Source organism: Bacillus sp. BC05(2025) (assembly GCF_056725905.1).
The window spans coordinates 342,051-367,436 of the sequence record NZ_JBWYRA010000001.1 but is presented as its reverse complement, the minus strand read 5'-3'; the positions used below and the strand labels follow the sequence as shown (position 1 = coordinate 367,436).

The window sequence follows — 25,386 nt, the reverse complement described above, 5'->3', positions numbered from 1 at the left end:
CATTTTTAATTATTCTGAAAACACATAGTTACATTTTATCATTTTTTTATGAAAATTAAAATGATTGACAAATTTAGAGGAGGGATTAGTCTTTTTTGAAAGGGGGGCTGTAAATAAGGGTCGTTTAACTGGACTGTCTATTTTATCTTTCTAGATGGTTTAGGATGTTTTATAGTTTTTATTAAGTATATCCCGCATATTTTGGATAAAAAAGAACACGAAAACGAGGCCTAATATACCAATGAGCCAATAGTATGAATTTCCCGTCGTGAATTTTTCGTAAAATAAAAATGCACTCCATAGGATTAGGATAATGGAACAAATTGTTGATACAATTAATGAACTTAAACTTCTCAAAAAAGGGCACCTCACATTAAAATATTGTTATTATATAATGATACATTTAAATTTAAAGATTTAAAAGGGGAAATATTTTGAGTTAGCTTTGTAAAATAAAGTGAAACTTTAATCAGTGGGGGTTTTCTTCATCCCCCACCTAACTTCTTTGCTTTCGCTGCATTTTGAGGTGGGGGTCTTACTGCCCATTAAAGCGGGATAAAAATAACGCAGAAAATATTTTCTGCGTTTTAAATGAAGAGTAATCATTTCTTTTTATATGTACATAATTTTTCGACTGCATAAAAGTATACGTTTAATTTGTCATCGACAATTTGTAAAGTTTGATCTGATGTAAATGAATTACCATAATCAATATGATATACATTAGAATCCTTTACAAAGGAACCTTTGTATAAATCTTCTTTTTTCTTCGTTGTTTGCATTTCTACTAAGTTTTGAACAATTTTTTCTTTCTTTTCTTCTTTTACAACTGTTTCAAATTTATAAGATGCAGGGCAAAGCCCATTTTTGTTATCAACGACTTCCCAAGAACCGTATATATCATTATTGCTACAGCCACTCAGTAGAACGATAAATATTGGAATAATTAATAAAACCTTTTTCATTTTGTACTCCTTTCTTTTCATTTTCAATAAACGTGCGAATACGATACGAATATTGTAATAAATAAAGTTTAAATTTTTATAAAGAATTATTTAATTTCATATAAAAATTTAGCGGGAATTGAAGAAACATGAATCTAGTATAAAGACAGATTCATGCCGAGTACTGTGGCCTATGTTATGTCCCTTTTGAGGAAAAATAAAGAGGAAAGTAAGATCACTATTCCATTTAAGACATATATAATTGCAACAATGAAGGCTATCCCGCCTACGCCAAATCCAGCTTTATCAAATATAGAAGCGAATGCTGTGGTAGTCAAAAAGATAATAGGAGTCAGTAATAAAAATATGAAACCCGCGACAATTCTTCTTTTAAAGTTACGTTGAGAAAGGGAAATAGCTAAAAAATTTAAGGTACTAAACATAGCAATTACAAAAAGAAGGATAATTAATACTTGTACGCCATCAGACATTTTCGCACCTCCAGTATATATCTTGTTAATATACTATATTCGAATGCAAAAGAGGGTACTCCTTTAAATAATTTCAATAAGCGTAAGAAAGAAGGTTTTATATAATAAAGAAGCATGAATTAATCTAATAATCCATGCTTCTTTAATTATGTTATAAATTCGCAGATTGCGAAGGTTGTTTTTCATATTGTTTCTGTTTAGATAGTGATATGAAGATAATTAATAATGAAATAACACCGAAAATGAGAACCATATATTGCAATCCGATTGTATCTAAGAAGAAGCCTGTGCCAAGTAAGACAATTTGGAACATAACTCTCTCAAACATATTACGGAATGAGAAGAGACGGCCGTGATAGCTTTTTTCCACTTTTGTTTGGAAGATTGTTGACATAATAGGGAAGAAGCAACCGACACTAAAACCAAACAAACCAAATGATGTAAGTGACATCCATTTTATATCGCTAAAGAACAACGAAAGGTGTGCAAAAGCAGTACAAACTGCGAAGAAATATAGTAACTTTTCAGGTTTGAAATGGTCAGATAAACGTTTAATAACGAAAGCACCTAACATAAATGCGATACCTTCAATGGTATATATAAAGCCTTTAATCGTTGGATCATGTTGCATTTCACTAATGTTGATTACCATTAAATTAAATCCAGCTATAAATAATAGAGGGATAATACTTAATATAAGTGCCGTAAAAGCAATAGGAATTCCTTTTAATATACGAAATACTTCCATAAAGCTATTATCTTTTGCAGCTTGTTTACTTGGTGTTGTTGATTTCTTATCTTCGAATTGTAGGAAGAAAGTTGAGAGGAATAATAAAGCGTACGCTGCCATTGAGAAGGCGTACATATACTGTAAACTCATTACAACTAAAAGAATTCCACCTAGTGAAGTACCAGCAATACGAGCGATTGTACCTACATTCATATGTACACCGTTCATCTGTAATAACTCGTGCTCACGTACGATGAGTGGGATTACAGATTGTAATGCAGGGAAGTAAAATGCTGCTGAAATTTGAAGGGCAATCATAAATGCAATCATAAAGGCGATGCTTTCAAATTGGATAGCGAAAAACATGAAAATAACACTAATAACGCGACCGAACCCAGCATAAAGAAGAACTTTTTTCTTTTCATACTGATCAATGATGCGACCTGCCATAGGACCGACTAGAACACCAGCTAATAGTCCGATAAATAATATAACTGATTTCATGAAATCAGAAGGGACATATTTTTGCATAAATTCAAGGTTGCCAAGAATACCAAGCCATAAACCTAAACCAGCAATAAACTCCCCAATTAATACAATCCAAACATTTTTATTACGCCACATAATATAAAACCTCTCTGTCTTTTAAAATGAAAAACTCGTATATAAAACCTCCTTATTTTATGTATGATTAGTAACGAACTTTTTTAGAGTCAGAGTCTATATTACGTGTTTCATCAGCGGATTTCAATCTTTTTGATTTGTCAAAAAAACGATGTGTTAATTGATGAAATAAGTAATGAAAATGTAAAAAATTATGATGAAGTATCAATTGAAAGTAAGGACAAATAAAAGGAAAATAGAAAAGCAAGAACGTACATACTACGTTCTTGCTTTTCTCAAGTACAAAATGAAATATTAGATTCACTTAGCAGCATTTACGCTCTTGTCCAATAGCTAAAGCGCTAAAAGATAGAGGACCAACAACTTCTGCGCTTGCACCGCTAGTAAGGTTTTCTACAGTTAATGAATATTCGTGTGATCCACTGCTAACGTTTTGATCTATAGCTTGAAATGTTTGTACGTAGAATTGTTCAGAATCTGTAGATTCAATACCTACTTGTGCATTAAAAATTTCAATGTTATCACGGAAAATTCGGAATAAAACTTGTGAAGTTCCAGTTATACCTTCTACACCAATTGTAGCGATTAATTCTACTCGATTATTACGTGAATCTCTACTTGAAATTCTTACTTTCAAATTTGCTAGAATTGCTTTATTTGGAGAAGCTGGGATTGCAAAAGTGGTTTCACCCGTTTTACTTATAGGTTGAGTAGCTTGGTAATCAATGATATGAGTCATATTCGTCACCTCCTCATATACTAAAATATGAAAATGGAAATGAAATAGCTTGGACAAATAATAGAATATTTTAATAGAGTCGACAATAATTATTGAAAAGGAGTAATTCATAAAAAAGCATCAAGAAAATATCACAATAAAGTGAGGTTTTTCTTGATGCTTTTTGTAATTAAGCAGAATATTCTTCTTTACGTACTTCAAAAAATTCATTACGACGTAAGTAGTTATAAACTTTCTCGGATACCTCTTCTTCTTCAGACATTAAGAAACGATGATCAAAAGCGTAGAAGGATTGACCTTTAATTAATTTTACGTAGTATATTTTACACGCCTCCTCTAGCAAAATTAGTATTTACTTAATATTATGATGGCCTATATGCATGTGAATCATACTTGAAGTTTCAAAGGATAGAAGCTAAACAAAATAAAAAAGCTTACAAAACTGTAATGTTGTTGTCACGTTTTCCGATAGTTAAAAATAACCAATCTCTTCTATACTACAAATAAGCTATAAAAAATAAGGGGGTAAAAAAGATGGATGAAGTGATTGGAGAAGTTGTAGCAGGTATTTGTGAATTTGTAGTTGAAGTAACAGCTGATGCCATTGGGAATTTAGTTTCCGGGAATGATGAGGAAAAAGAAACATTATAATTGTTTGTAAAAGTATAAAGATGATCAAAATAAAAAGGCTGATTTCTAAAAGGGAGTCAGCTTTTTTATTTTTTACATTATATTTACATTATTTGAATATTCATTTGTTATTATATTCGTGAAACTCATAAAGGAGGTGAATAAATAAAGATGTCGAATTTAAGAACTGATTTATCTGATTTTCGTTTAATTGTGATGAATGTGGAGGAAAAGAAATATCACTTTATTGTTCGTGAACACCCGATTGTAGGGAAAATTATATCGCTATTGGAAAATGGAAAAGAATATGGTTTAATAGATAAACAAATCGCTAATAAAGATAAATTTATTAAATCAGAGCTTACTAATTTAGATTATTTTAACATAGATGTTCTATATCATACACCTGGATGGATATGGATTGGCATGGATCAATTTGGTTTATATGCTCGTGAGGCTACTTATAGGGAAGTAGACGTTATTATGAAGTTAAAAGAGGATTTATATTATATAGATGTATATGAAAAAGTAAAAATGTAATTGATATTTAGTTAGGTTAGGGGACAAGTTCCCGTAGCCTTTTTTGTTTCATAATAAAACGTAAAATCTATATTAGGTCGATGATACGATAGCATAGTAAGAAATGAGTCGAAAAGAGGATTTGAAAATACATAAAGAGAACTTTAATTATTACATGAATCCTATATGTAAATAACAATAGAAAGAAGATGATAAAATGAGTAAAGAAGAACTTGTGAAACAACAGTTTGGTAATAATGCGGAAAAGTATGTGAAAAGTAAAATTCATGCTAAAGGACCTGATTTACAATATGTAGTTCAACAAGTTGAGTCTCGTCACAATAATCGTCTTCTTGATATTGCTACTGGTGGAGGACATGTTGCGAATGTATTAGCTCCATTGTTTCAAGAAGTAGTTGCCTTAGACTTAACAGAAAAAATGTTAGAGAATGCGAAACAGTTTATTATAAGCAATGGAAATGAAAATGTATCTTTTGTTGCTGGAAACGCAGAAAGTTTACCGTTTGCTGATCGTTCATTTGATACGATAACATGCCGAATTGCAGCACATCATTTTACGAACCCAGCTCAGTTTATTTATGAAGTAAATCGTACGTTAGAAGATAATGGATTATTTATTTTAATAGATAATGTTTCACCGGAAAATAATGAATTTGATACATTTTATAATTTTATAGAAAAAAAGCGGGATCCGAGTCATGAACGTGCATTGAAAAAAACAGAATGGATTACCTTGTTAGAAAGAAACGGTTTGCAAATGCAGTCATGTCTTACTTTTGACAAGAAATTTGAATTTGACGGGTGGTGCGATATGATGGATGTACCGTTGCAGAAACGTATGAAGTTAACAGAATGTATGATGAAAACACCAGTTGAAATGCAAGAATTCTTTCATATTCAAATTGAAAATAATAAAATAAACTCGTTTTATACTGAAATGGCCCTGTTTGTATGTAAAAAAAGTGCGACATTAAGAAGATAAATTTCTTGCAGTCTTTTCAAAGTACGTTATACTTAGTACAGAGAAAATGAGAATTGAGGAAAAGTAATAATGATTCGCGTACGTATTGAAGGAACTGAGGAAGAAATGCTTGAATTTATGGAGAAAATGCCGGACATTCCTGGATTTGAAAAAACATATATGAGAGAACCGAGAAAAGGGAATAATCCAAAATATGATTCAAGTAAGAATGTATTAGCATATTTATCATATAAAAAGATCAAAGTCGCCAATAAATAGGCGGCTTTTTTAGTTTGCACTGTTTCACAGCCTTGTCTTTTTTACATAATAATAATAGTAGTAGATTATGCTGAAGAGGGGTGAGGATAGTTAATAAGAAAATCATCTTTTTTGGAGACTTTGGTATTGACGATGCGGTGGCTTTAATATATGCAAATAAAACATGTAAATTAGATATTATAGGTATTGTTGCTGAATATGGAAATGTATCGCGAGAAATCGTAACGGAAAATGTGTATTTTTTAGAAAGATACTATGCTACAGAAGTAAAAATCATTGAGGGTGCAGCGAGGCCGATGACTGCTGAAGAACCTTTGTTCTTTCCTGAAATCCATGGGGAGCACGGCCTAGGCCCAATTATTCCACCTCATATGAGGATTTGTAAACGGGAAAATTTTTGTGAATTAATTAAATTAATTGAACCTTGTCCAGAAGATATTATTATCGTAGCGACAGGACGTTTAACAACTTTGGCGACGTTATTTTTATTATATCCAAATGTAATGGATAAGATATGTTCTTATTATATTATGGGTGGTGCATTTTTATTTCCTGGTAACGTTACTCCTGTATCAGAAGCAAATTTTTATGGAGATCCAATTGCTGCAAATATTGTAATGAAATATGCAAAGAATGCGACTATTTTTCCGTTAAATGTAACGCAAGAAGCCCTCATTACTCCTGAAATGGTGGATATTATTAATAAAGAAGGAACAGGACAGGCGAAACTTATTAAACCGATGATCGATTTTTATTATGAGAACTTTTATAAAAAAGAATACCCGGGTATTGCTGGAAGTCCGATTCATGATTTACTTCCGTTCATTTCCTTTATTAATGATGATATTTTTGAATATAAAAAGTCAGCAGTTTGGATCAGTACGACAAATGACGTAACTAGAGGACAAAGTGTGGCAGACTTTAGAAAAATAGCCGAGCCAACAACATTTGATAATAGACCAATTCAAAAAATTGCAGTTGGTTTTAACTATCCTGCATTTAAAGAAGAGTTTATGCGGACAATATTAAAGCCTGACTGTCCTTAATATGTGTATTACGAATAACATCAACCTCGAGTCGAAAAACTCGCCGTTCATTATTTTGAAATAATCTAATAGTTGATCTGTATGAATAACTATTGAAAAATGTAACATAACTAATGGTAAGCAATTGTTTCTAATTATATTTTGATTGGTAATATATAAAGGAGGTTATTATATGATTTGGTCTTTAATCGTCGGTGGTATATTAGGATGGCTTGCGAGCTTAATTACTGGAAAGGACGTACCTGGTGGTGTAATTGGTAATATTATTGCTGGTATTATCGGTTCTTGGGTTGGTTCGAAATTACTTGGTAGTTTTGGTCCAGTCATTGGCGGATATGCAATTATTCCAGCCTTAATCGGTGCGATCATTTTAATTTTCATCGTAAGCTTCTTATTACGAGCAATGCGAAAATGAATGTAAGGACTGTTTACATTTGTAAGCAGTCCTTTTTATATGTTATGCTAGTATTATACAATCAGGAGGTGTCAGCATTGAAAACATTTACAGTAAATTTCCATCAAGAAGATAATGCTAAAGCGACAACAGTACATAAATTAAGTGAAGAGGACTTCAACAAAGCAACAGAAAAAGGCACTCGTCATCTATTTGATTTAGATACAAACGTTGGATTCTTCGTATTCTTTGACGCAGAAGATGCAGAAGGAAATGATCAATACTTAATGCTACAATATGAAGGAGATCATGAAGAGCCAACTGCATGCTACGGATTTGATTTAAAACTATACTATCAATTTTTAGCACTGTACTTAAATGATCTTGAGTTCCAAGGTGAAACAGATGAAGAAGAGGAAGAGTATGGCCCAATTCATCATTTAGCTCACTTACTTTATCATATTGTTGAAGATGGTAAGTCAATCGAAGTGTAAAAATACATATGTAAAGCTGTCCTATTTGGACAGCTTTTTTCATTTTCTCAAGCAAAATATACAAAAAGCTATGCTATAATTTTTATATATTTTGATAAATATATGATATGAATAGGAAGTGAAGTATTTGTTTACGATTGAGAACTATAAAAATTCTTTAATAAAAGGATTAGAAGCAAAATCCTCTGATTTGATCGAAAGGTTAAAAGTAACAACACAGCTTAATTATTATAAAGAAATAGATTTATTAGATTTTACTGTTTTTGTTCAGTCATTTGAATTGTCTATCGTTATGTTTTCAATGGATGGAGAAGCGAATGAAGTTTTTTATGAAGGGACTGATAAAGGAATTTTTTCTGGTAGCTATAATGTAATGGATGACATTACATATTATACGTTCAGTGATGAAGAATCTGATGAATTTTGGGATTTTTACGAAAAAAATGATGAGAAGTTATCTGAAATTGGAACGAAGACTATAGTAGAATGGTTTGCGGCATGCTGGAATAAAGCTGGTGGTATGAATGTTACATTACCCTCTTACGTTAGTTTTCATGACGATGAGGAATGTTATGATTTACAAAATGGTAAATGGATTTCTGATGGTGATAGATGGTTTGATTAAACAGAAAAAGCAACAAAGAAAGCCCATCTTTCTTTGTTGCTTTTTCTATATTTAAGGCAGGATTGTAGTGTAATTGGCGAGAAGGGGTATATAAGGAGATGGGAAAATGATAAATAATACAATTCCAAGTTTTTTAAAATTATGGGAAAGTGAAGATGTAGAATTAGAAATTCTTAATCAATACTTTATTTTACATCCTGAGGTATTTGAAGAATACTTTAAGTATCATTGTCCTAAAACGAGAGAACGTATTTCTACTGCCATTAAACAATATCCCGCAAAAATAGAAGATATTCATATTATTGCAGAAACATTACCGATTATTATTCAAGAGATAACGAATGAATATCATAATAAATATAACTTTGATGTAAATATGAAGTTTCATTTATTTGTTGGAACTTTTGGCTCTAAGGCATTTGTAGAAAGGGAAATCATTGGTGACATATTTTTTGCAGCAGAAAAATTATCTCCAGATGTAAATCATCTTCGTGTTATTGTCGCTCACGAAATAGGCCATATATATCATAATGTTATGTTACAAAATGATGGGATGGATTGGGAAAAAGCTGAGTGGACTGACGCGGCAGTTACTTTGTATCGTGAAGGTGTTGCAACATATTTATCAAAACAAATTATAAAAGGCGTAAATGAATCAGTGTACTACTCATATAACAATGAAGGTGAACGTTGGTTACAATGCTATATAGAAAATAAAGAACATATAAAGAAACGTTTTTTGGCAGATTATATAGAAGGATGGACGTTCAAAAAAGAGAAAGAGTGGTTTCGGTTATCTGGCGGGCAATACTTTGGATACAACCGACTTGGTTATTTTTTAGGAACAGCTTTTGTAGAGGGTGTTGTACAAGCACTAGGAGAAAGTGAAGCATTTACTTTTTGGAACAAATATAATTTGAAAAGTAGCGTAATGGATTGGTTATCAAAATGAATAGGATTACAATAGGAGGCTGAAATGTATGAAAGTGTATGTAAAGATAGCTATGTTATTTCTCGCTTTTACATGCCTATTTGCATTAGCAGCATGTAAAGGGACCGATGAACAAAAAGAAACAAGCCGAACATCAGAAAATAGTAAAAATGAACATAATAATTCTGCTGAAGAAAGGAAAGAATCTGATGCAAAATCAAATAATGAAGGATCAACAAAATCAGGTACAGATTCACGCTCGAAAGATACAGTAATTAACCAAAAATCAATTAACCACGTTAAAGAGTTGTTTGAATTAGCGAAAGAAGGAAAAGTACCTAACGTTCCGTTCGCAGCACATACAGGAGATATTGAAGAAATAGAAAAAGCGTGGGGGAAAGCAGATAAAACGGAACAAGCAGGAAATGGAATGTACGCTACCTTTACAAATAAAAATGTTAGCTTCGGTTTTAATAAAGGATCACAAGTTTTTGATGTACGCTCCTATCATGCTGAACTAAAATCAATTACATTACAAGATATAGAGAAAGCATTAGGAAAACCAACTTCAGTAAAGGTAAATGGGGAAGATAAAATATATGTATATAAAGTAAACAATCGGTTTGAGTTAAAATTCATTATTCCAAAATCGACTGGTAAGGTAAATCATATTTCAGTATTTTCGCCAGAAGATAGTATTAATAAAATGGCAGGGTAATAAAAAAGGATGTCACGAAAGTCTGAAGACTTTTGTGACATCCTTCTTTTTATAAAGAAAGGATTCTATAAAATATGAGTAGTATGCTCCGAAACGTGTTTATTTATTTTATTACGTTCTACATTTTGGATAAACAATGCTTGCATAATGCCTCCGACTATTAAGAAACAAGCACAAATATAAAATAGCATACTACCATCTAGTTGACTTAATAAAACCGCACCAAGTACAGGACCACACGTTCGAGATATATCCCAATGTAACCCGTAAATTGAAAAATACAATCCTCGTTTATCCGTAGGAGCGATTTCTGAAACGAATCGAAGTAAATGGTTGAAAGCAATACTTTCTCCAATGACTAAAAAGAGTAATGTGAAAAATAGTGACAAGATTGTTGCTGAAAACCCATAGCCAATTGCAGCTATCGTAAAGCAGATATAAGAAATAAGTATAATTTTCGTCATGGAAAATCGTTCAGACCATTTCACGAGGAAAATTTGTAGAACGATTTCCATAATAGCTTTGCATGTTGAAATAAAAGCGAGTATGAATACGAAATCTGGAAATATATCTTTAGCGAAAATGCGATAATTTGTCTCAGTTTGTGCATAAAAAAAGCTAATAGGAAGTGTAGTAATCATAAGTCCCAAAACAGCGTAATGTTTGTGTACAAATTGTTTTGGAGATGATACTTCAAGTTTTTGCTTAGGTTTTGTAAGTACTGGAGCGGTTTCTGGAAGCTGTGTCCATACAACTACTGCATATACCATAAGTGTAATGCTTTGCATAATAAATAAATATTCAGGATGAGTTTGATAAAAGATAGCACCAATTATGGGACCAATTACGGAACCAATTGCAGCCATCGTATGCAAAAGAGCAAAAATTTCTGCTTGCTGTTTTTGTGTTGTTAAATCAGCAATTTGTGCACGTTGAGCGGGAATATATAAGGAACGGCCAACCCCATTTATGACGTATAACAATGCAAATATAAAAACAGATTGAGCAAAGACGAAGCTGCCGATTGCAACGCCTTGCAGCAATAAGCCGAGTAACATAATTTTCTTTCGCCCATATTTATCAGTAACTCCCCCAGCAATAAGTGTAAATACGATGTCTGAAAGAGGTTGTAGACCGAAAATGAGCATGGTGATTATTATATTACCGTTTAACATTTTATTAACGTAAATAATCATTATGAGGGCTAACATAGATTCAGTCGTTCGGGTTAATAATTCGCCGCACAGTCTTATAATGATGGGTTTGTTATAACGTAGTAAGAGATTGTTCAATATTAATTCCTCCTTTCTATATTGAAATGATAAGATGAAAGGAGAAATGGAAAAAGGGTAGAAACAAAAGGGGTTATTTTTCACCTTTTAGGGGGATTATGATGTTTATTTTAGATCAATATATTGAACTATGGTATGCCTATGGTAAAGGGAGACGAGAAGGAGAACGATTAGAAGTAACCGTACAGATGATAACAGAAACATTATTTTGTACGGAGCGTAATAGTAAATTAATTATAAAAAAATTAGAAGAGTTACATTGGATTACTTGGTTTCCTGGTCGCGGGAGAGGGAATCGTTCTAAGTTAATATTTCAAAAGCAACCGATGACATTAATTTTAGAGAGAGGAAAAGAACTAACGAAAAAAGGAGATGTGAAAAGTGGAATTTCATTTGTGGAACGCTACAGCTCACAATTTCCAGCGGTAAAGAAAGAGTATGAAGCTTGGGTAGATTCCATATTTGGTCATAAAATAGAAAGGACACCTGAAGGAAGAAAGGATGTCCTTCGTTTACAAGTACAAATGAACTTGGACATCGCTTTAGATCCGGTTTACGCTACGATGCGCTCAGAATGTCATATGGTTAAACATATTTTTGATACACTCGTATATGTAAATGAGGAAACAAATTCTATAGAACCAAGGCTTGCTTTTCATTGGGAATATAATAATGCTGACAAGGTTTGGACATTTTATTTAAGAAAAGGCATTTATCTTCATAATGGAAAACGACTTACTGCACATGATGTTATCCGTTCATTGAATCGATTTATGAAAACTGAAAACAACCCACACGCATGGATGTTACAACATGTTGAAAGTGTCCGTGCAGTGGATGAATGTGTTGTTGAAATTCGATTACATGCTGAAAATAGGATGTTTTTACATATGCTTAGTGCAGAACAGTGTTCTATGGTACATGAAGATGAAGCAGGAAACTTCATTGGTACAGGGCCTTTTACATTACGAGAGAAGAATGCATATTTATTTGTACTAGAAGCACATGATTTATATTATCGCGAAAGACCTTTCCTTGACCGAATTGAACTGTTGAATGTGGAGCAAAGTGTAAATACATATGACGTGTTAATAAAGGCGCAGTATAAAGATAAAGAAAAACATAATAAAGAAATTTCTCGCCTCGAATCGAATGTGACATATGTAACGTGTAATCTTGTAAAAGAAGGGCCAATGCAAGATGAGCTATTGCGAAAGGCGCTACATCAAATTATTCATGGCGATAAAATTGTTCGAGAACTTAGCAGAGAACGTGGAGAAGTAGCGAAGAAACTAATATTAGCAAATGAAAGCATAGTAGAAATTGAGGAAGATATAGAAAGTTTAATTAAGAGAAGTATGTATCATAATGAAGTGCTACAACTCTATACATTTACAGGACGAGATCACGTTGAAGATGCACAATGGATACAAAAGGAGTGTGCGAAGTACGGGATTCGTGTAGAAACTAATTTTCTTGAGCTAGAAGAGTTATTGGAAATAAGTACGATACAGAAGGCTGATATGATGCATGATAGTGCAACTATTAGCGAACGAATTGAAGATAGTCTGCTATATATGTTTCTTACAAGAAATAGTTTTATTCATGGGCAAAGCAGCATGGACTTTCATAAAACGTTGTCCTCTTATTTTAAACAAGAACAATTAGAGAATAGAGTTACATTGTTACGTGAAATTGAAGACACTTTGTTACGTCACATTCATATTATTCCTTTATACCGTAACAAACAACAAGTGAATTCTCATGAAAAAGTACAAAATATAATGATTAATTCACAAGGCTGGATTGATTTTTATGACATATGGTTTACATGTTGATATATAAGGGTTTTTACGCATTTTATAAGATGCGTGAGAACCCTGTTTTTTTGTGTGAAACAGGATTGTTTTACGCATTGTTACGCTACTTATGATAAAAGTCTATTTACAGCGTAACAGTGTTATGTTACATTGTTATCAGGAAGGAGTGTTATACAGTTGAGTACAGATTTAATTTCAAAAAAAGATTTATTAGAACTAACTGGTATTTCATACGGACAGTTATATAGGTGGAAAAGAAAAAATTTAATACCGGAAGATTGGTTTGTACGAAAGTCAACATTCACGGGTCAAGAGACATTTTTTCCGAAAGAAAAGATATTAGAGCGTATTGATAAAATCCAAACGATGAAAGAGGATTTATCACTTGATGAACTAGCAAATATGTTTTCACCGAGTGTAAGAGAAATCCTTTTAACAAAGGAAGACATATTACGTAAAGGGATTGCATCAGAGCCAGTTTTACAATTCTTTATAGAACAAACAAATAAAACAACAGAGTTTCAGTTTGCAGATATTCTGTATGTGTATATGTTAGAAGAATTATTACAATCGGGAGAGATTAGTTTAGAAGAAGGAAAAATGGTCTTGCAAGTTTTATGTGAAAATTATGAAGCGATTAAGCATAAAACTTGTGATTTAATTATCGTCCGAAAGTTAGGGATTTCTACTTGTTTCTTAGTTTCAAACGTAGACGATTTAATTTTTGAAAAAGGCACCAAAATTGTTTTACGTGAAGCGATTATGAAATATACCGAAGCATTAAAAACGAAACTATTGTAGTGGGGGAGAAAGTATGCGTACAGAAAATTTAATTATAAATGGTTACGGTTCATCGAATGGCGGCGAGTTTCATAAAGTACAATTAAATGGAAAAGGGACTGTGAATGGAAATGTTGAATGTGAAAAATTTGAATGTAACGGTTACGGTGCAGTTACTGGTGATTTGAAAAGTAGCAGTGCACGAATTAGTGGATCTGGTAAAGTCGATGGCACAGTTCATGCTGAAACGATGCGAATAGATGGAAAAGCAACTATTACGAAAGATGTGAAGGCAAACAGTTTGAAAATTGCAGGAAAAGGTACGATAGGTGGGAATATCACTGGTGAAGAATTTAAAATCAATGGTCAAGCGACGATTGATGGCAACTGTGAAGTGGATACTTTTTCTTCTGATGGACAGTTTACAATTGGTGGATTATTAAGCGCGGATGAAATAAATATAAATATTCACGGTACATGTCGAGCGAAAGAAATTGGTGGTCAAACGATTAAAGTAAAACATAGGATAGGTACTTTTAGTAGACTGTTTAAATCAGTATTTGGTTTACAATTAGAAGCTGAACTGTTAGAAGGTGATAATATCGATATTGATTATGCTCACATAAGAACGGTAAGAGGAAATAATGTTACAGTAGGACCGAACTGTGAGATTGAACTCATTGAATATACCGGTATTCTTACTGTTGATAAAAGCGCAAATGTAAAAGAAATAAAGCAGGTTTAATAGGAGGGAGAAAGTAATATGGAACATTCACATAGTCTTACTGTCAATGGTTCTGGTAGTTCAGCAGGCGGGGATTATAACAAAGTGAAGATACGCGGTGAAGGAACAATTTCTAATGATATGAGCTGTAATGAATTTAAAACGTACGGCACGAGTGAAGTACGCGGTAATATGAAAGTGAAAAACTATGTCGTGTATGGTGATAGTGAAGTACAAGGAAATGTAACTGCGAAATATGTAAAAGTATATGGAAACACACAAATGCATAGTGATGCACATATTGAAAAAACAAAAGTAAGAGGTATGATAGAAGTTAAGGGAAAGTTTACTGGTGATTTCGTAGATGTGAAAGGCGCTTTAAATGTGAAAGGAGATATTGAAGTAGAGGAATTATCACTAACGGGTGGTCTGGAAAGTGATGGATTACTTAATGCTGAAAATATTGAAATTTCACTTCGTTATGAAGGGAGCAAAGTGAGAGAAATCGGTGGTAAAAAGATTTCTGTTCGTAAAAAAGCGAGATTTATTCCATTTACAAGTCATGCTGGAAGCCTCCAAACGTCTATCATTGAAGGAGATGAAATTTATTTAGAGCATACTATCGCTGAAGTAGTAAGAGGAAACAACGTTACTATTGGTCCAGGGTGTGAAATTAGTGTTGTAGAATATCATACTAGCTTTAACCAAAAAGGTAATGCAGTTGTAAAAGAACATAAACAAATATAAGTAGTACGAGGGAGAGCAAGGTTATGGTTGAGAAGAATAATAAGCTCGGTTTTGTTGTGGCGGGCTTATTGCTAGGCATTTTAATGGCATCAATGGATAATACCATTGTCGTAACAGCAATGGGAACGATCGTTGGTGACTTAGGAGGCCTTGAAAACTTTGTATGGGTCGTTTCTGCCTATATGGTCGCAGAAATGGCAGGTATGCCGATATTCGGTAAACTATCAGATATGTATGGCAGAAAGAGATTCTTTATTTTCGGTTTAATTGTCTTTATGATTGGTTCGGCACTTTGTGGTACTGCTGAAAATATTACACAGTTAGGTATTTATCGTGCCATTCAAGGTATTGGCGGCGGGGCATTAGTGCCGATCGCGTTTACTATCGTTTTTGATATTTTCCCTCCTGAAAAGCGCGGGAAAATGGGTGGATTATTCGGAGCGGTATTTGGTTTATCCAGTATTTTTGGTCCATTACTTGGTGCGTATATTACAGATTATATTAGCTGGCACTGGGTATTTTATATTAACTTGCCACTAGGCGTTTTAGCACTTATTTTTATTACATTCTTTTATAAAGAGTCACGAGTTCATAGAAAGCAAAAAATTGACTGGTTTGGTGCAATTACTTTAGTTGGTGCAGTAGTTTGTTTAATGTTTGCTTTAGAGCTTGGTGGACAAAAGTATGATTGGGATTCTAGTTTTATTTTAAGTTTATTCGGTGGATTCGCTATTTTAATCATTGCATTCATTTTTATTGAACGTAAAGTAGAAGAACCGATCATTTCATTTGAAATGTTTAAACAACGATTATTCGGCATGAGTACTATTATTGCATTATGTTACGGTGCTGCGTTTATGTCAGCAACTGTGTATATACCGTTATTCATTCAAGGTGTATACGGCGGGAGTGCAACAAACTCGGGATTATTACTTTTACCGATGATGTTAGGCTCAGTCGTAACGGCGCAATTAGGTGGATTTTTAACGACGAAGCTTAGCTACCGAAACATTATGATTATTTCTGCGGTTATTATGCTAATTGGACTATTTTTATTAAGCACCTTAACACCAGAAACAAGTCGTGCATTATTAACAGTGTATATGATTATTATCGGGTTTGGAGTTGGATTCTCATTCTCTGTACTAAGTATGGCAGCTATTCACAACTTCGGTATGGAACAGAGAGGATCTGCGACTTCAACGAGTAACTTCATTCGTTCGTTAGGAATGACATTAGGTATTACAATCTTCGGAATGATCCAAAGAACAGGTTTCCAAGATCAATTAGAAGAAGCGTTTAAAGGGATGAGCGGGGGAATGAATACAAACGCTTTAGGAGATTCAAGAGCTATTCTATCAGAATCGGCAAGATCTCAAATCCCGCCGCAAATATTAGATAAAATTATTGACGCTCTTTCTAGCTCAATTGTTCAAACATTTATGTGGGCATTGGTACCAGCTGGTTTAGCATTCATATTTATTTTCTTTATGGGAAATGAGCGCATGGTAATTAGGAAACAACAAACGAATAAAAAGAATAAAACATCAAAAGCGTAATGAAAAAGCTCCTTTCCAATTGGAAGGGAGCTTTTTCGTATGTACGGATTTAGATTAGCCTTCAATGATTTCGTATTCTTCGTCTGCTAATAATAAAATTTGTGTTTTCTTACCTTTGTTTTGTACTTCGATTACATCATAAGCACCTAAGTCTCTTACTTTGCTTTGAGAAGCGTTAACCATAACTTCAATAGAATCAATTAAGATATCTTCTTCAATGTATGATTCAGGCAATGCCATATCTTCAGTATCTAATACACATGCGTATAGATTTTGTAAGTTTTCAGCAGTTGGGTTTTGTTCCTCAACATCAATGATGTTTTTTACTGCTTCCATATTTTCTTCTTTTGCTTGGTATACTTTAATTTTAGCCATTGTTTTAATCTCCTTTATAACGTAATCGTAGAGGCTACACTTCATTATAACGTTTTTTTCATGAAAGATGAAATTGTTATATGTATTTATAGCGAAAAATATGTATGATTCCTTAGTGTTAGTGTAAATTCCTTTCGTTAAAGTTATATTGTCCAAGCTTTTTTCATATTCCGCTCATATTATATGAAAGTGAAAGTGGGTTGTGAGCCGAAACGAAACTATCGATGTTGCCAAAATAGTATTTGTGAATTTTTGCGAAGTCTAGAGCCTTTTACAAAAGTTGAGAGTATTGTAATCGCCGGAAGCGGGATTGTTGTATCTTAAACTTATTATTAGATGTTATAATAATTTTATATTTATGAATATTTTAACAATATGTGGAGTATAGAAGACGTTTACTTATATGTAGCATAAAAGGAATTTTGAAAAAAGTAGAAGTACATTGATGCTAAGGAAAGTGGGAATGTAAATGATATATGAAGCGAATATACATACAAGAAAAAAATTAGTTACTATGTTCCAAGATTTCAATAACGTTGTTTTACTTTCTTATTTACAAGGACATATGGGTACCGCTTGGGTAAATGATCTTGAAAATCCAACAGTAGCGCAAGTTACGGTAGGGATTTTTACATTTTACGCTGGGGATTCGAATGTGAAAGAAACAGAAGAATTATTAGGTAATATTCCTGAGAGAATGTTAGTAATCGTAAATAGTGAAGAGTGGAAAAAGCGTTTAGAAACATACTACGAAAGAAAAACAGATAAGTTTTTACGCTATAAATTCAAACGGAAGGCGGAAGTTTTTGATTGTTCAAAATTGCAATCTTTTATATCAGTGCTTCCAAAAGGATATGAGTTACGAAGAATAGATGAACATATTGTAAATAACCCTACATTACATAAGGTTTCAGAAGATTTTACAAGTCAATTTCAATCAGTCGAAGATTATTTAAACCGAGGTATAGGGTTTAGTATTTTGTATAAAGGAGAAGTTGTATGTGGTGCATCATCATATAGCATTTATGATAATGGAATTGAAATCGAAGTGGCGACTGATCACAATCATAGAAGAAAAGGGTTGGCAACTATAGTTAGTGCGGCGTTAATCTTGGATTGTTTAGAAAAAGGGATATATCCAAACTGGGATGCAGCAAATACTACATCTGCGAAACTAGCAGAAAAGTTAGGATATATTTTTGATAAAGCGTATGATACGTATTTTGTGGATAATAGATGAATTCATTTTTAAATAAAAGAGCAGCTAGCAAAAGCTAACTGCTCCTCTCCAAAGGAGAATGGAGAAATACAATCATGTAATTTACATTATTGACGAAACAGTAATTTTTAATCAAATAACTATAAAAGTTTAGATAAAATATCTTTGATTAAACCTGAGGCTCCGATAAAGAGTACTGATAGAAAAACGATTGAGAATATACTTTTTTTAGGTTTTTTACATTCTAAGTAAATGTTAAAAATGGCACCAATTGCAACTACAATAAAAATAACGAGTCTTACTACATCTATCATGAATAACGCTCCTTTTTATCACTTAATTGTATTATATAGGAATTCGCCGTCTGATTAGTTTGTTGGAATACGATTTAAGGTAATTTTAAACAAAATAATCTTTTATACGAAAGTAATGAGAGGAGAAAAAGGAAACGTATGTAGTAATTGTATAACTTGTAGAAGCCGATGGCGATCAAATTAAGTACGGTTATTATTTGAGTGGTATAGTAATTTGTATTTTTATAGACGCTCTCTTTAGGCGTACTTACAGTTTAAATAATAAAACATGCTTATCATAATGATCTAAACACCAATTATATTTTTTTAGAATAATTGGATGAACTACTTCTTTGGCGGTATCGACCTCAGTATAGCCATATTTCTTATAAAAGTTTTCTAATTCCTCAAAAGGAAGACAATATACATGTTGTACTTGTAATTTCTTCGCAGTTTCTACTAAAAATGAAACAAGTTCCCCAGCTAATTGTAGACCTCTAAATTTAGGGAGAATAAGTATCCCTCCCATTTCAATAGTGTCTTCATCTATTTTGACTAAACGACCAACACCTGCATATTCATTGTTGTATGTAATGATTGCGACTTTATCCCTTTTTAAATCACTTCGTACAAATCCTATTGAGTCATATTGATTATTAATCCATTCCAGATCATTAGATGTGGCCAGTTGAATATTCATATACATCCTCCCTCCGAATACTAGCTCTATCTCCATTATATAGCGCATAAGATGCTATATCAAAAGAACCTAGGAACATAGCTATAGCACAATTGTTTAAGTTATTAGTTGAAGGTGTTGGTTTGTTGGGATTGAAATGATGTCTTCACCAAACGGAGGATAATAACCTTGTGAATATAGTTTTACATAGTCAAAAAGAAAAGTAGTTCGTGTGTTCGGTAACGAATTATTGTTTAAACGTATAGAGTTTATAGTGTTAGTAGCTACTGTATTAATTGAAACTACTAAGGGAATGTGGTAATCACCAGCCTGAGTGAGAAAAATCCTCCTGAAAAAAGGAAAAGGGACATAAAGATAAGAGCACTTCAAAAAGTGCCCTTCAGTAACGACTACTCATTCTAAAAAGAAAGGATGCAATATATAATATGAAGTTAAGTGTATTTAATTATGGGCCTTTTATATAAAAGTTTTATTTTGTTCCGAATAAAAAGGCGGTTGTTTCCGCAACAACCTTTCATTAAAACAAAACACTTCTTCTGAAATAAATTATGGATGATCCCTGAAAAAGGTTATAGGATATACTCACATTTTTATAACTAAAGTGAAGAGCTCAAGTTATAAGAAAGGAACAATTATATTGTATGAAATCTAGTCTAGATTAGTCACAAAGAAAGCTGCCTTCTCACAAGAAGGCAGCTTTCTTTTATTAAAAAAAGAAGTAGAAATAAAATAGAAGATTAAGTTACTTGTCCAAACAAAATTTTAGAAAATACATAAGATGCTAGTAGTTAGTCAATATTTTAATATTGCTAATTTTTAAGACTAAAAGGGGTGATTTTATGTGTGAATGTGAAGTTTGTAGAAGAAAGAAAAACCGGGATCCATTAAATCGGGATTGTGAGCCGAAAAAACGAGCTCCTAAGCCAAAGAAAGAGGATTGCGAACCAAAGAAAGAGGATTGCGAACCAAAGAAAGAGGATTGCGAACCAAAGAAAGAGGATTGCGAACCAAAGAAAGAGGATTGTGAACCAAAGAAAGAGGATTGTGAACCAAAAAAAGAAGATTGCGAATCATTAAATTCTTATTCATTTAGTAAAAATGCAAATTTTTTAGAGGAAGCTATACAAACAGATGAAATCGATCAAATTTCTGAGGAATATATTGAAATAGTTGATTCAGCAGATGTACAAGTTACTACTACAGATACAAAAGCTGCGCTATCTATCCAAGCGGCATTACAAGCAGCTATTGTGGTTGTAGTAAGTATTTCTATAGCAGATAGTGAAAAAGCAGATAAAATAACACAAGAATTATTTCAAAAATCATCTATTAAACAAATTAATAGACAAAAAACATTTATTAAAAATTCCAGAAACGTAATTGTAACAACTACTGATACAGATATTGCAGTGAATATTCAAATTCTCCTTCAAATTTTATTAGCGTTACTAGTTAAACTAAACATTTTATAAAGTGTCTATCCCATTTATATTTAGCTACAAGGGTTCACTCTAAGTAAATGTTTTTTTGTTGTAATATGTGGTACAAGCATGGACTTCTTATTATGACTGAATTAAAATTCAAAATTAATGAGACAGTAAGGGTGGAAACCACAAAATAGTAAAGGAGAAATACATTCTTTAAAACTAAATGTGACCTATGTCTATGTGAAGAAAAGCTGTCTTCTTATTAGAAGCCAGCTTTTTGATTTTATTAGTAAAAAGAAGTGAAAATAGAAGATTAAGTTACTTGTCCAAGCAATTTTTATTAAATTACATATAATACTCGTAGTTAATTAAAAATTTATAGAAAATTGATTGGAGTGAATATTGTAAATGGATGATTTAAACAAATTTTCTTCCTTTAAGTTTGATAAGGATCAAAAGAATATAATCATAGACCTTTTACTCTCAGATATTTTTAATAGGCATGGGATAAATGAAGAAAAACTAAAAAATTTATCGCCAGAAAAAAAACAGCAAATTAAAAGTATTGTTTCTGAAATACAATCACAAGTTAATAATTATTTAGATTGAAAGGGGGTGAACGCATGGACAAAACATGTCATTCAGATGAAAATAAAAAATGGAGTGCATTAGATTCCTCAAATCCTCATCCATCTTTTAAAAATGCTGGCGTTTCAGAAGCAGCTGCGCAAGAAAGTAAAACTTACCAAATTTCTGAAGAATCTATTATAATTGTTGATTCAGCAGATGTAGAAGTTACTACTACAGATACAAAAGCTGCATTATCTATTCAAGCAGCATTACAAGCAGCTATCGTGGTTATAATAAGTATTTCTATAGCAGATAGTGAAAAAGCTGACCGTGTTGCACAAGAATTGTTTCAAAAATCATCTATTAAACAAATTAATAAACAAGAAACTGTTATTAGAAATTCTAGAAATGTTTTAGTTACGACTACGGATACAGACATTGCAGTAAATGTTCAAATTCTTCTTCAAATTTTATTAGCTTTACTAGTAAAATTAAACATTTTATAAAATATTTAACCTCTTTTATTGATACAGTGTTTCTTAGGAGTGAATATAGTAAAATCTATAAATATTTACCATAACTGGGCTGATATTCAACATCACTTAATTATTAGGGTAAACAATGTGATGGAAAATAAAGTTCAGTTATTTTTTTGAAATTTACAAGCTGCTTCCCTATTGGATTTGTTTTTTAAACTTTAAACAGTATAAATTTAAAATGATTAAATAAAATTAAAGAATTAAATACAAAAACTCAAAAAATTATTCGTGTTATAGAAAAAAATAAAAATAAAAAGTGCTTAAAATGGCATTACTTTTATTAACAGTTCAAGTTTTGAAGAATAGTGCATACAATATAAAGTCTTTTCCTTTCTTCATTTAAGTTTTACGTATATAATTTAAAAGTACTATTTTTATTTTATATTTTTTATATTTATAACAGAATAGAGGTTTAAAAATGGGTGTTAAAATCATTACGGATAGTGCGGCGGATTTACCGGTAGAATTGCTGCAAGCATATGATATTGATTTAATTCCACTCCGTGTTTATGATGAAGCAGAAACAGAGTATTTAGATGGAGTTACATTAGAGTCAGTTACATTATTGCAAAACATGAGAGAAGGCGCTGTTTATAGAACGTCATTGCCTTCACTTGAAACTTTCCAAGAAAAATTTGTTTCTTATGCAAAAGAAGGTAATCCTTGTATATATTTAGCTTTTTCATCTGAACTGTCCGGTACATATCAATCGTCAGTTGTTATTAAAGAAGAAGTGAAAGAAACATATGCTAATTTAGATTTAGAAATTATTGATACGAAATGTGCTTCGCTTGGTCAAGGACTTGTCGTATTAGAAGCTGCTAAAATGGCGAAAGACGGCGCATCAAAAGAAGATATTTTAAAACGTGTTGATTTTCTAATGAACCATATGGAACATATCTTCACTGTAGCTGACTTACAGTATTTAGTGAGGGGGGGGCGTTTAAGTAAAGTAGCAGGCTTTATCGGTGGTTTACTAAACATTAAGCCAATCTTAAACGTGGAAGAAGGAAAACTTGTACCACTTGAAAAAGTACGAGGAAAAAAGAAAGTATTAAGCCGTATTGTAGATATTATGGAAGAGCGCGGAAAAGACCTTCAAGGTCAAACAATCGCTATGACTCACGGTGATGACTTAGAAACAGCTGATGCATTAAAAGCATTAATTACAGAAAGATTTGGCTGTGAAGTATTTATCGTAAATACAATTGGTGCAGCAATCGGAGCACATACAGGACCTGGCGTTATAACGTTATTTTTCTTAAATGAAGTAGAGTAAAGGATTGATCTTTTGATCAATCCTTTTTTCTTATTAATCTGTAATAATCGGTCGATATGGTATTGGTGAAGATAAAATCATCGAAGTTTTGACTGTTCCAAATGGTATCACGATATCAATTAACTCCTCTAATTCCTTCATAGAGTGAACTGCTACCTTTAAATAATAGCTACTTTCACCTGTTACTCGATGACATTCGAGTATTCTATATTCTTCGTAGATTTTCTCCTCAAATTTTTTACAAGGAATCTTTAAGTTTTCAATTCTTAAAAATGCTTGAATTGATTTTCCAACTGCATCTAATGATATCCGAGCGGTATATTTTTCAATTATTCCAGTATCTTGTAATCTCTTTAGTCTTTCTGTAACACTAGGGCGGCTGAGGTGTAAGTGCTCAGTCATTTCTGTAATTGTCATTCTGGCATCTTCTTGTAGTAATAGCGTTATTTTCTTGTCAATTTCATCCATGAATTATGCTCCTTTGCAAAATTGAAAGTAAATTTCTGAAATGAATACATAATATAAAATCCAATGTTAAATTACATACACTTTTGTATATTGAATAGAATGATAACTTTCTATAATTAAAATATAAATGGAGGTGCATATAATGTCTAATCATTTTGATGAAACAATTTCTATTAAAAAGGGAACAGCCTTATACGTCGGAGCGGTTCTAGGATCAGGAATTCTTATATTACCTGGTATGACAGCGAGTGTAGCAGAGGGGAATGCAATTGTTTCTTGGCTTATTATGATATCACTTAGTATTCCACTTGCATTCACATTCGCATTTTTATCGATTGAGCATCCAAGTGCTGGTGGAATAGCTACTTTTGCAGAAAAAGCTTTCGGTAAAAATATAGGTGCTATTATAGGATGGTGTTTTTTTATTGCAGGTAGTGTTGGGCAAATTGTTGTCTCAATGACTGGTGGAATGTATATAGTGAGAGTGTTTGATTTATCATCATATTTTTCTTATGTTATAGCACTTATTATTTTAAGTATTTCAATTGGTTTCAATTTATATGGGTTAAAAATGACTGGGTGGTTTCAAGTATGTATTGGTGTATTAACTTTCTTTATTTTAATTGTAACAATTATTAGTTCACTACCTTATATTGAAATGAAAAATACAAACGTACATATTTCTATGCAAGAAATAGACCCAATCATAAAAGCATCATTATTAATTTTTTGGTCTTTTTTCGGCTGGGAAGCTATTGCAAGTTTAGCTCCTGAATTTAAATCACCTAGAAAAAGAAATATTATTTTATCTACGGGATTTGCGATTGTTATTATTGGAGTTTTATATATAGGTATTGCATTATCAGTAATTGGAACGAAATCCTATCATATCAACGCTGATAATACTACAGCTCTTGTGCTTGTGATGAAGCAAGCATTAGGCGACCAATTTACATGGATAATTGGATTTGTAGCTTTTATCATTTGTTTAGGGACGACAAATGCATTTATCGCAAGTATGGGGCGCTTAGGTTATTCACTAGGAAAAGAAGAAGTTGCACCGTGTTATTTAGCGCATATTAATAAAAAAAGAGAAACACCAACAAATGCAGTAAAAGTTGTAAGTTTTATTGCAATAATAGGTTTGTTAATAAGTTTCGTTTTCCATATTAGCATAGATAAAATTGTTTTAATACCGAATTCGTTAGGAATTGTTACATATATAGTCGGTACTGCGGCTGGGATGAAATTAATAAAGAATAAGTTAGGTAAAATTCTTTCTATAGTGGCTTTTACATGTTGTGTAGTAGTTTATCCTTTTATTGGAGGAGTAATATTGATTCCAGTAGCCGTAGCATTCATATGTTTATGGTATGTGCGTTTCAGTAGTAGAAGAAAAGAGTATAAATAAGAATACGCTTATAGAAATCCAAACGTTTAAATATGTT

Annotated in this window: 30 protein-coding genes and 1 pseudogene; 21 read left to right on the top strand and 10 right to left on the bottom strand. The window is 32.3% G+C overall.

Features of this window, described 5'->3' with window-relative positions; translation table 11 throughout:
- Positions 1-602 precede the first annotated feature (602 nt).
- The 5 genes from ACZ76X_RS02005 to ACZ76X_RS01985 all read right to left on the bottom strand — a co-directional run bounded on the left by ACZ76X_RS02005 (position 603) and on the right by ACZ76X_RS01985 (position 3,850).
- Complete coding sequence (locus tag ACZ76X_RS02005; RefSeq protein ID WP_479849335.1) at positions 603-965, bottom strand: hypothetical protein; 363 nt, start codon at positions 963-965, stop codon at positions 603-605.
- Between the two features lie 170 nt (positions 966-1,135).
- On the bottom strand, positions 1,136-1,435 hold the full coding sequence (locus tag ACZ76X_RS02000; RefSeq protein ID WP_479849334.1) for a hypothetical protein: 300 nt from the start codon (positions 1,433-1,435) through the stop codon (positions 1,136-1,138).
- 151 nt (positions 1,436-1,586) lie between these two features.
- On the bottom strand, positions 1,587-2,789 hold the full coding sequence (locus ACZ76X_RS01995; protein ID WP_479849333.1) for an MFS transporter: 1,203 nt from the start codon (positions 2,787-2,789) through the stop codon (positions 1,587-1,589).
- Positions 2,790-3,093: 304 nt separating this feature from the next.
- Positions 3,094-3,528 carry an exosporium protein ExsC gene (gene exsC / locus ACZ76X_RS01990; protein ID WP_087964440.1) on the bottom strand — a complete coding sequence of 145 codons (435 nt, stop codon included), beginning with the start codon at positions 3,526-3,528 and terminating at the stop codon, positions 3,094-3,096.
- A gap of 169 nt (positions 3,529-3,697) precedes the next feature.
- Positions 3,698-3,850: a YqbF domain-containing protein gene (locus ACZ76X_RS01985; RefSeq protein ID WP_071680000.1), complete on the bottom strand. Its 153-nt coding sequence runs from the start codon at positions 3,848-3,850 to the stop codon at positions 3,698-3,700.
- 479 nt (positions 3,851-4,329) lie between these two features.
- Here ACZ76X_RS01985 and ACZ76X_RS01980 point away from each other — a divergent pair, with 479 nt between their 5' ends.
- From ACZ76X_RS01980 to ACZ76X_RS01940, 9 genes are all read left to right on the top strand, one after another.
- Positions 4,330-4,698, top strand: coding sequence for a hypothetical protein (locus tag ACZ76X_RS01980; RefSeq protein ID WP_479849332.1), 369 nt, complete (start codon positions 4,330-4,332; stop codon positions 4,696-4,698).
- A 196-nt stretch (positions 4,699-4,894) separates the two neighbouring features.
- On the top strand, positions 4,895-5,680 hold the full coding sequence (locus ACZ76X_RS01975) for a class I SAM-dependent methyltransferase (RefSeq protein ID WP_479849331.1): 786 nt from the start codon (positions 4,895-4,897) through the stop codon (positions 5,678-5,680).
- Between the two features lie 69 nt (positions 5,681-5,749).
- Positions 5,750-5,938, top strand: coding sequence for a DUF3970 family protein (locus ACZ76X_RS01970; RefSeq protein ID WP_479849330.1), 189 nt, complete (start codon positions 5,750-5,752; stop codon positions 5,936-5,938).
- Positions 5,939-6,018: 80 nt separating this feature from the next.
- The gene (locus ACZ76X_RS01965) at positions 6,019-6,984 is read left to right on the top strand and encodes a nucleoside hydrolase (protein ID WP_098670486.1); all 966 of its coding nucleotides are present in this window, start codon (positions 6,019-6,021) and stop codon (positions 6,982-6,984) included.
- Positions 6,985-7,156: 172 nt separating this feature from the next.
- Positions 7,157-7,399 carry a GlsB/YeaQ/YmgE family stress response membrane protein gene (locus ACZ76X_RS01960; protein ID WP_000638306.1) on the top strand — a complete coding sequence of 81 codons (243 nt, stop codon included), beginning with the start codon at positions 7,157-7,159 and terminating at the stop codon, positions 7,397-7,399.
- Between the two features lie 77 nt (positions 7,400-7,476).
- Positions 7,477-7,872 (top strand): hypothetical protein, encoded by a 396-nt coding sequence (locus ACZ76X_RS01955; RefSeq protein WP_000847587.1) that lies wholly within the window; start codon positions 7,477-7,479, stop codon positions 7,870-7,872.
- 127 nt (positions 7,873-7,999) lie between these two features.
- Positions 8,000-8,497: a hypothetical protein gene (locus tag ACZ76X_RS01950; RefSeq protein ID WP_479849329.1), complete on the top strand. Its 498-nt coding sequence runs from the start codon at positions 8,000-8,002 to the stop codon at positions 8,495-8,497.
- A gap of 106 nt (positions 8,498-8,603) precedes the next feature.
- Positions 8,604-9,449 carry an aminopeptidase gene (locus ACZ76X_RS01945; RefSeq protein WP_479849328.1) on the top strand — a complete coding sequence of 282 codons (846 nt, stop codon included), beginning with the start codon at positions 8,604-8,606 and terminating at the stop codon, positions 9,447-9,449.
- Between the two features lie 28 nt (positions 9,450-9,477).
- Positions 9,478-10,146, top strand: a complete 669-nt coding sequence (locus ACZ76X_RS01940) for a YjgB family protein (RefSeq protein ID WP_479849327.1) — start codon at positions 9,478-9,480, stop codon at positions 10,144-10,146.
- A 65-nt stretch (positions 10,147-10,211) separates the two neighbouring features.
- On the opposite strand, the gene ACZ76X_RS01935 is transcribed toward ACZ76X_RS01940, so the two are convergent.
- Positions 10,212-11,438: an MDR family MFS transporter gene (locus ACZ76X_RS01935; protein ID WP_479849326.1), complete on the bottom strand. Its 1,227-nt coding sequence runs from the start codon at positions 11,436-11,438 to the stop codon at positions 10,212-10,214.
- Positions 11,439-11,539: 101 nt separating this feature from the next.
- On the opposite strand from ACZ76X_RS01935, the gene ACZ76X_RS01930 reads away from it, so the two are divergent.
- The 5 genes from ACZ76X_RS01930 to ACZ76X_RS01910 all read left to right on the top strand — a co-directional run bounded on the left by ACZ76X_RS01930 (position 11,540) and on the right by ACZ76X_RS01910 (position 17,068).
- Positions 11,540-13,276, top strand: a complete 1,737-nt coding sequence (locus ACZ76X_RS01930; RefSeq protein ID WP_479849325.1) for an ABC transporter substrate-binding protein — start codon at positions 11,540-11,542, stop codon at positions 13,274-13,276.
- A gap of 159 nt (positions 13,277-13,435) precedes the next feature.
- Positions 13,436-14,059: a YhbD family protein gene (locus ACZ76X_RS01925; protein ID WP_479849324.1), complete on the top strand. Its 624-nt coding sequence runs from the start codon at positions 13,436-13,438 to the stop codon at positions 14,057-14,059.
- A 13-nt stretch (positions 14,060-14,072) separates the two neighbouring features.
- The gene (locus ACZ76X_RS01920; protein WP_479849323.1) at positions 14,073-14,783 is read left to right on the top strand and encodes a bactofilin family protein; all 711 of its coding nucleotides are present in this window, start codon (positions 14,073-14,075) and stop codon (positions 14,781-14,783) included.
- An 18-nt stretch (positions 14,784-14,801) separates the two neighbouring features.
- Positions 14,802-15,509 (top strand): cytoplasmic protein, encoded by a 708-nt coding sequence (locus ACZ76X_RS01915; protein ID WP_479849322.1) that lies wholly within the window; start codon positions 14,802-14,804, stop codon positions 15,507-15,509.
- Between the two features lie 23 nt (positions 15,510-15,532).
- Complete coding sequence (locus ACZ76X_RS01910) at positions 15,533-17,068, top strand: MDR family MFS transporter (protein WP_479849321.1); 1,536 nt, start codon at positions 15,533-15,535, stop codon at positions 17,066-17,068.
- A gap of 54 nt (positions 17,069-17,122) precedes the next feature.
- Here ACZ76X_RS01910 and ACZ76X_RS01905 read toward each other — a convergent pair whose 3' ends face one another.
- Entirely contained in the window at positions 17,123-17,443 is a 321-nt protein-coding gene (locus ACZ76X_RS01905) for a hypothetical protein (protein WP_001062733.1), read from the bottom strand.
- 195 nt (positions 17,444-17,638) lie between these two features.
- On the opposite strand from ACZ76X_RS01905, the pseudogene ACZ76X_RS01900 reads away from it, so the two are divergent.
- Both ACZ76X_RS01900 and ACZ76X_RS01895 read left to right on the top strand, forming a co-directional pair.
- A pseudogene (locus ACZ76X_RS01900) lies at positions 17,639-17,764 on the top strand (BC_2878 family exosporium-associated protein); the annotation flags it as partial.
- A 148-nt stretch (positions 17,765-17,912) separates the two neighbouring features.
- A complete protein-coding gene (locus tag ACZ76X_RS01895; RefSeq protein ID WP_479849320.1) occupies positions 17,913-18,683 on the top strand; it encodes a GNAT family N-acetyltransferase in 771 nt (256 codons plus the stop codon).
- 119 nt (positions 18,684-18,802) lie between these two features.
- Here ACZ76X_RS01895 and ACZ76X_RS01890 read toward each other — a convergent pair whose 3' ends face one another.
- Positions 18,803-18,976, bottom strand: coding sequence for a hypothetical protein (locus ACZ76X_RS01890; RefSeq protein ID WP_098669714.1), 174 nt, complete (start codon positions 18,974-18,976; stop codon positions 18,803-18,805).
- A 247-nt stretch (positions 18,977-19,223) separates the two neighbouring features.
- A complete protein-coding gene (locus ACZ76X_RS01885; protein WP_479849319.1) occupies positions 19,224-19,655 on the bottom strand; it encodes a GNAT family N-acetyltransferase in 432 nt (143 codons plus the stop codon).
- 839 nt (positions 19,656-20,494) lie between these two features.
- On the opposite strand from ACZ76X_RS01885, the gene ACZ76X_RS01880 reads away from it, so the two are divergent.
- The 4 genes from ACZ76X_RS01880 (at position 20,495) to ACZ76X_RS01865 (ending at position 23,470) form a co-directional block, all read left to right on the top strand.
- A complete protein-coding gene (locus ACZ76X_RS01880; protein WP_479849318.1) occupies positions 20,495-21,127 on the top strand; it encodes a spore coat protein in 633 nt (210 codons plus the stop codon).
- A 363-nt stretch (positions 21,128-21,490) separates the two neighbouring features.
- On the top strand, positions 21,491-21,691 hold the full coding sequence (locus ACZ76X_RS01875) for a spore coat protein W (protein ID WP_000342253.1): 201 nt from the start codon (positions 21,491-21,493) through the stop codon (positions 21,689-21,691).
- Between the two features lie 14 nt (positions 21,692-21,705).
- Entirely contained in the window at positions 21,706-22,158 is a 453-nt protein-coding gene (locus tag ACZ76X_RS01870; RefSeq protein ID WP_479849317.1) for a spore coat protein, read from the top strand.
- 451 nt (positions 22,159-22,609) lie between these two features.
- Positions 22,610-23,470, top strand: a complete 861-nt coding sequence (locus ACZ76X_RS01865; protein ID WP_479849316.1) for a DegV family protein — start codon at positions 22,610-22,612, stop codon at positions 23,468-23,470.
- A 33-nt stretch (positions 23,471-23,503) separates the two neighbouring features.
- Here the strand turns inward: ACZ76X_RS01865 and ACZ76X_RS01860 are convergent, their stop codons facing one another.
- Positions 23,504-23,938, bottom strand: coding sequence for an Lrp/AsnC family transcriptional regulator (locus ACZ76X_RS01860; protein ID WP_000343327.1), 435 nt, complete (start codon positions 23,936-23,938; stop codon positions 23,504-23,506).
- Positions 23,939-24,080: 142 nt separating this feature from the next.
- On the opposite strand from ACZ76X_RS01860, the gene ACZ76X_RS01855 reads away from it, so the two are divergent.
- Positions 24,081-25,349 carry an APC family permease gene (locus ACZ76X_RS01855; protein ID WP_070806267.1) on the top strand — a complete coding sequence of 423 codons (1,269 nt, stop codon included), beginning with the start codon at positions 24,081-24,083 and terminating at the stop codon, positions 25,347-25,349.
- Positions 25,350-25,386: the final 37 nt, after the last annotated feature.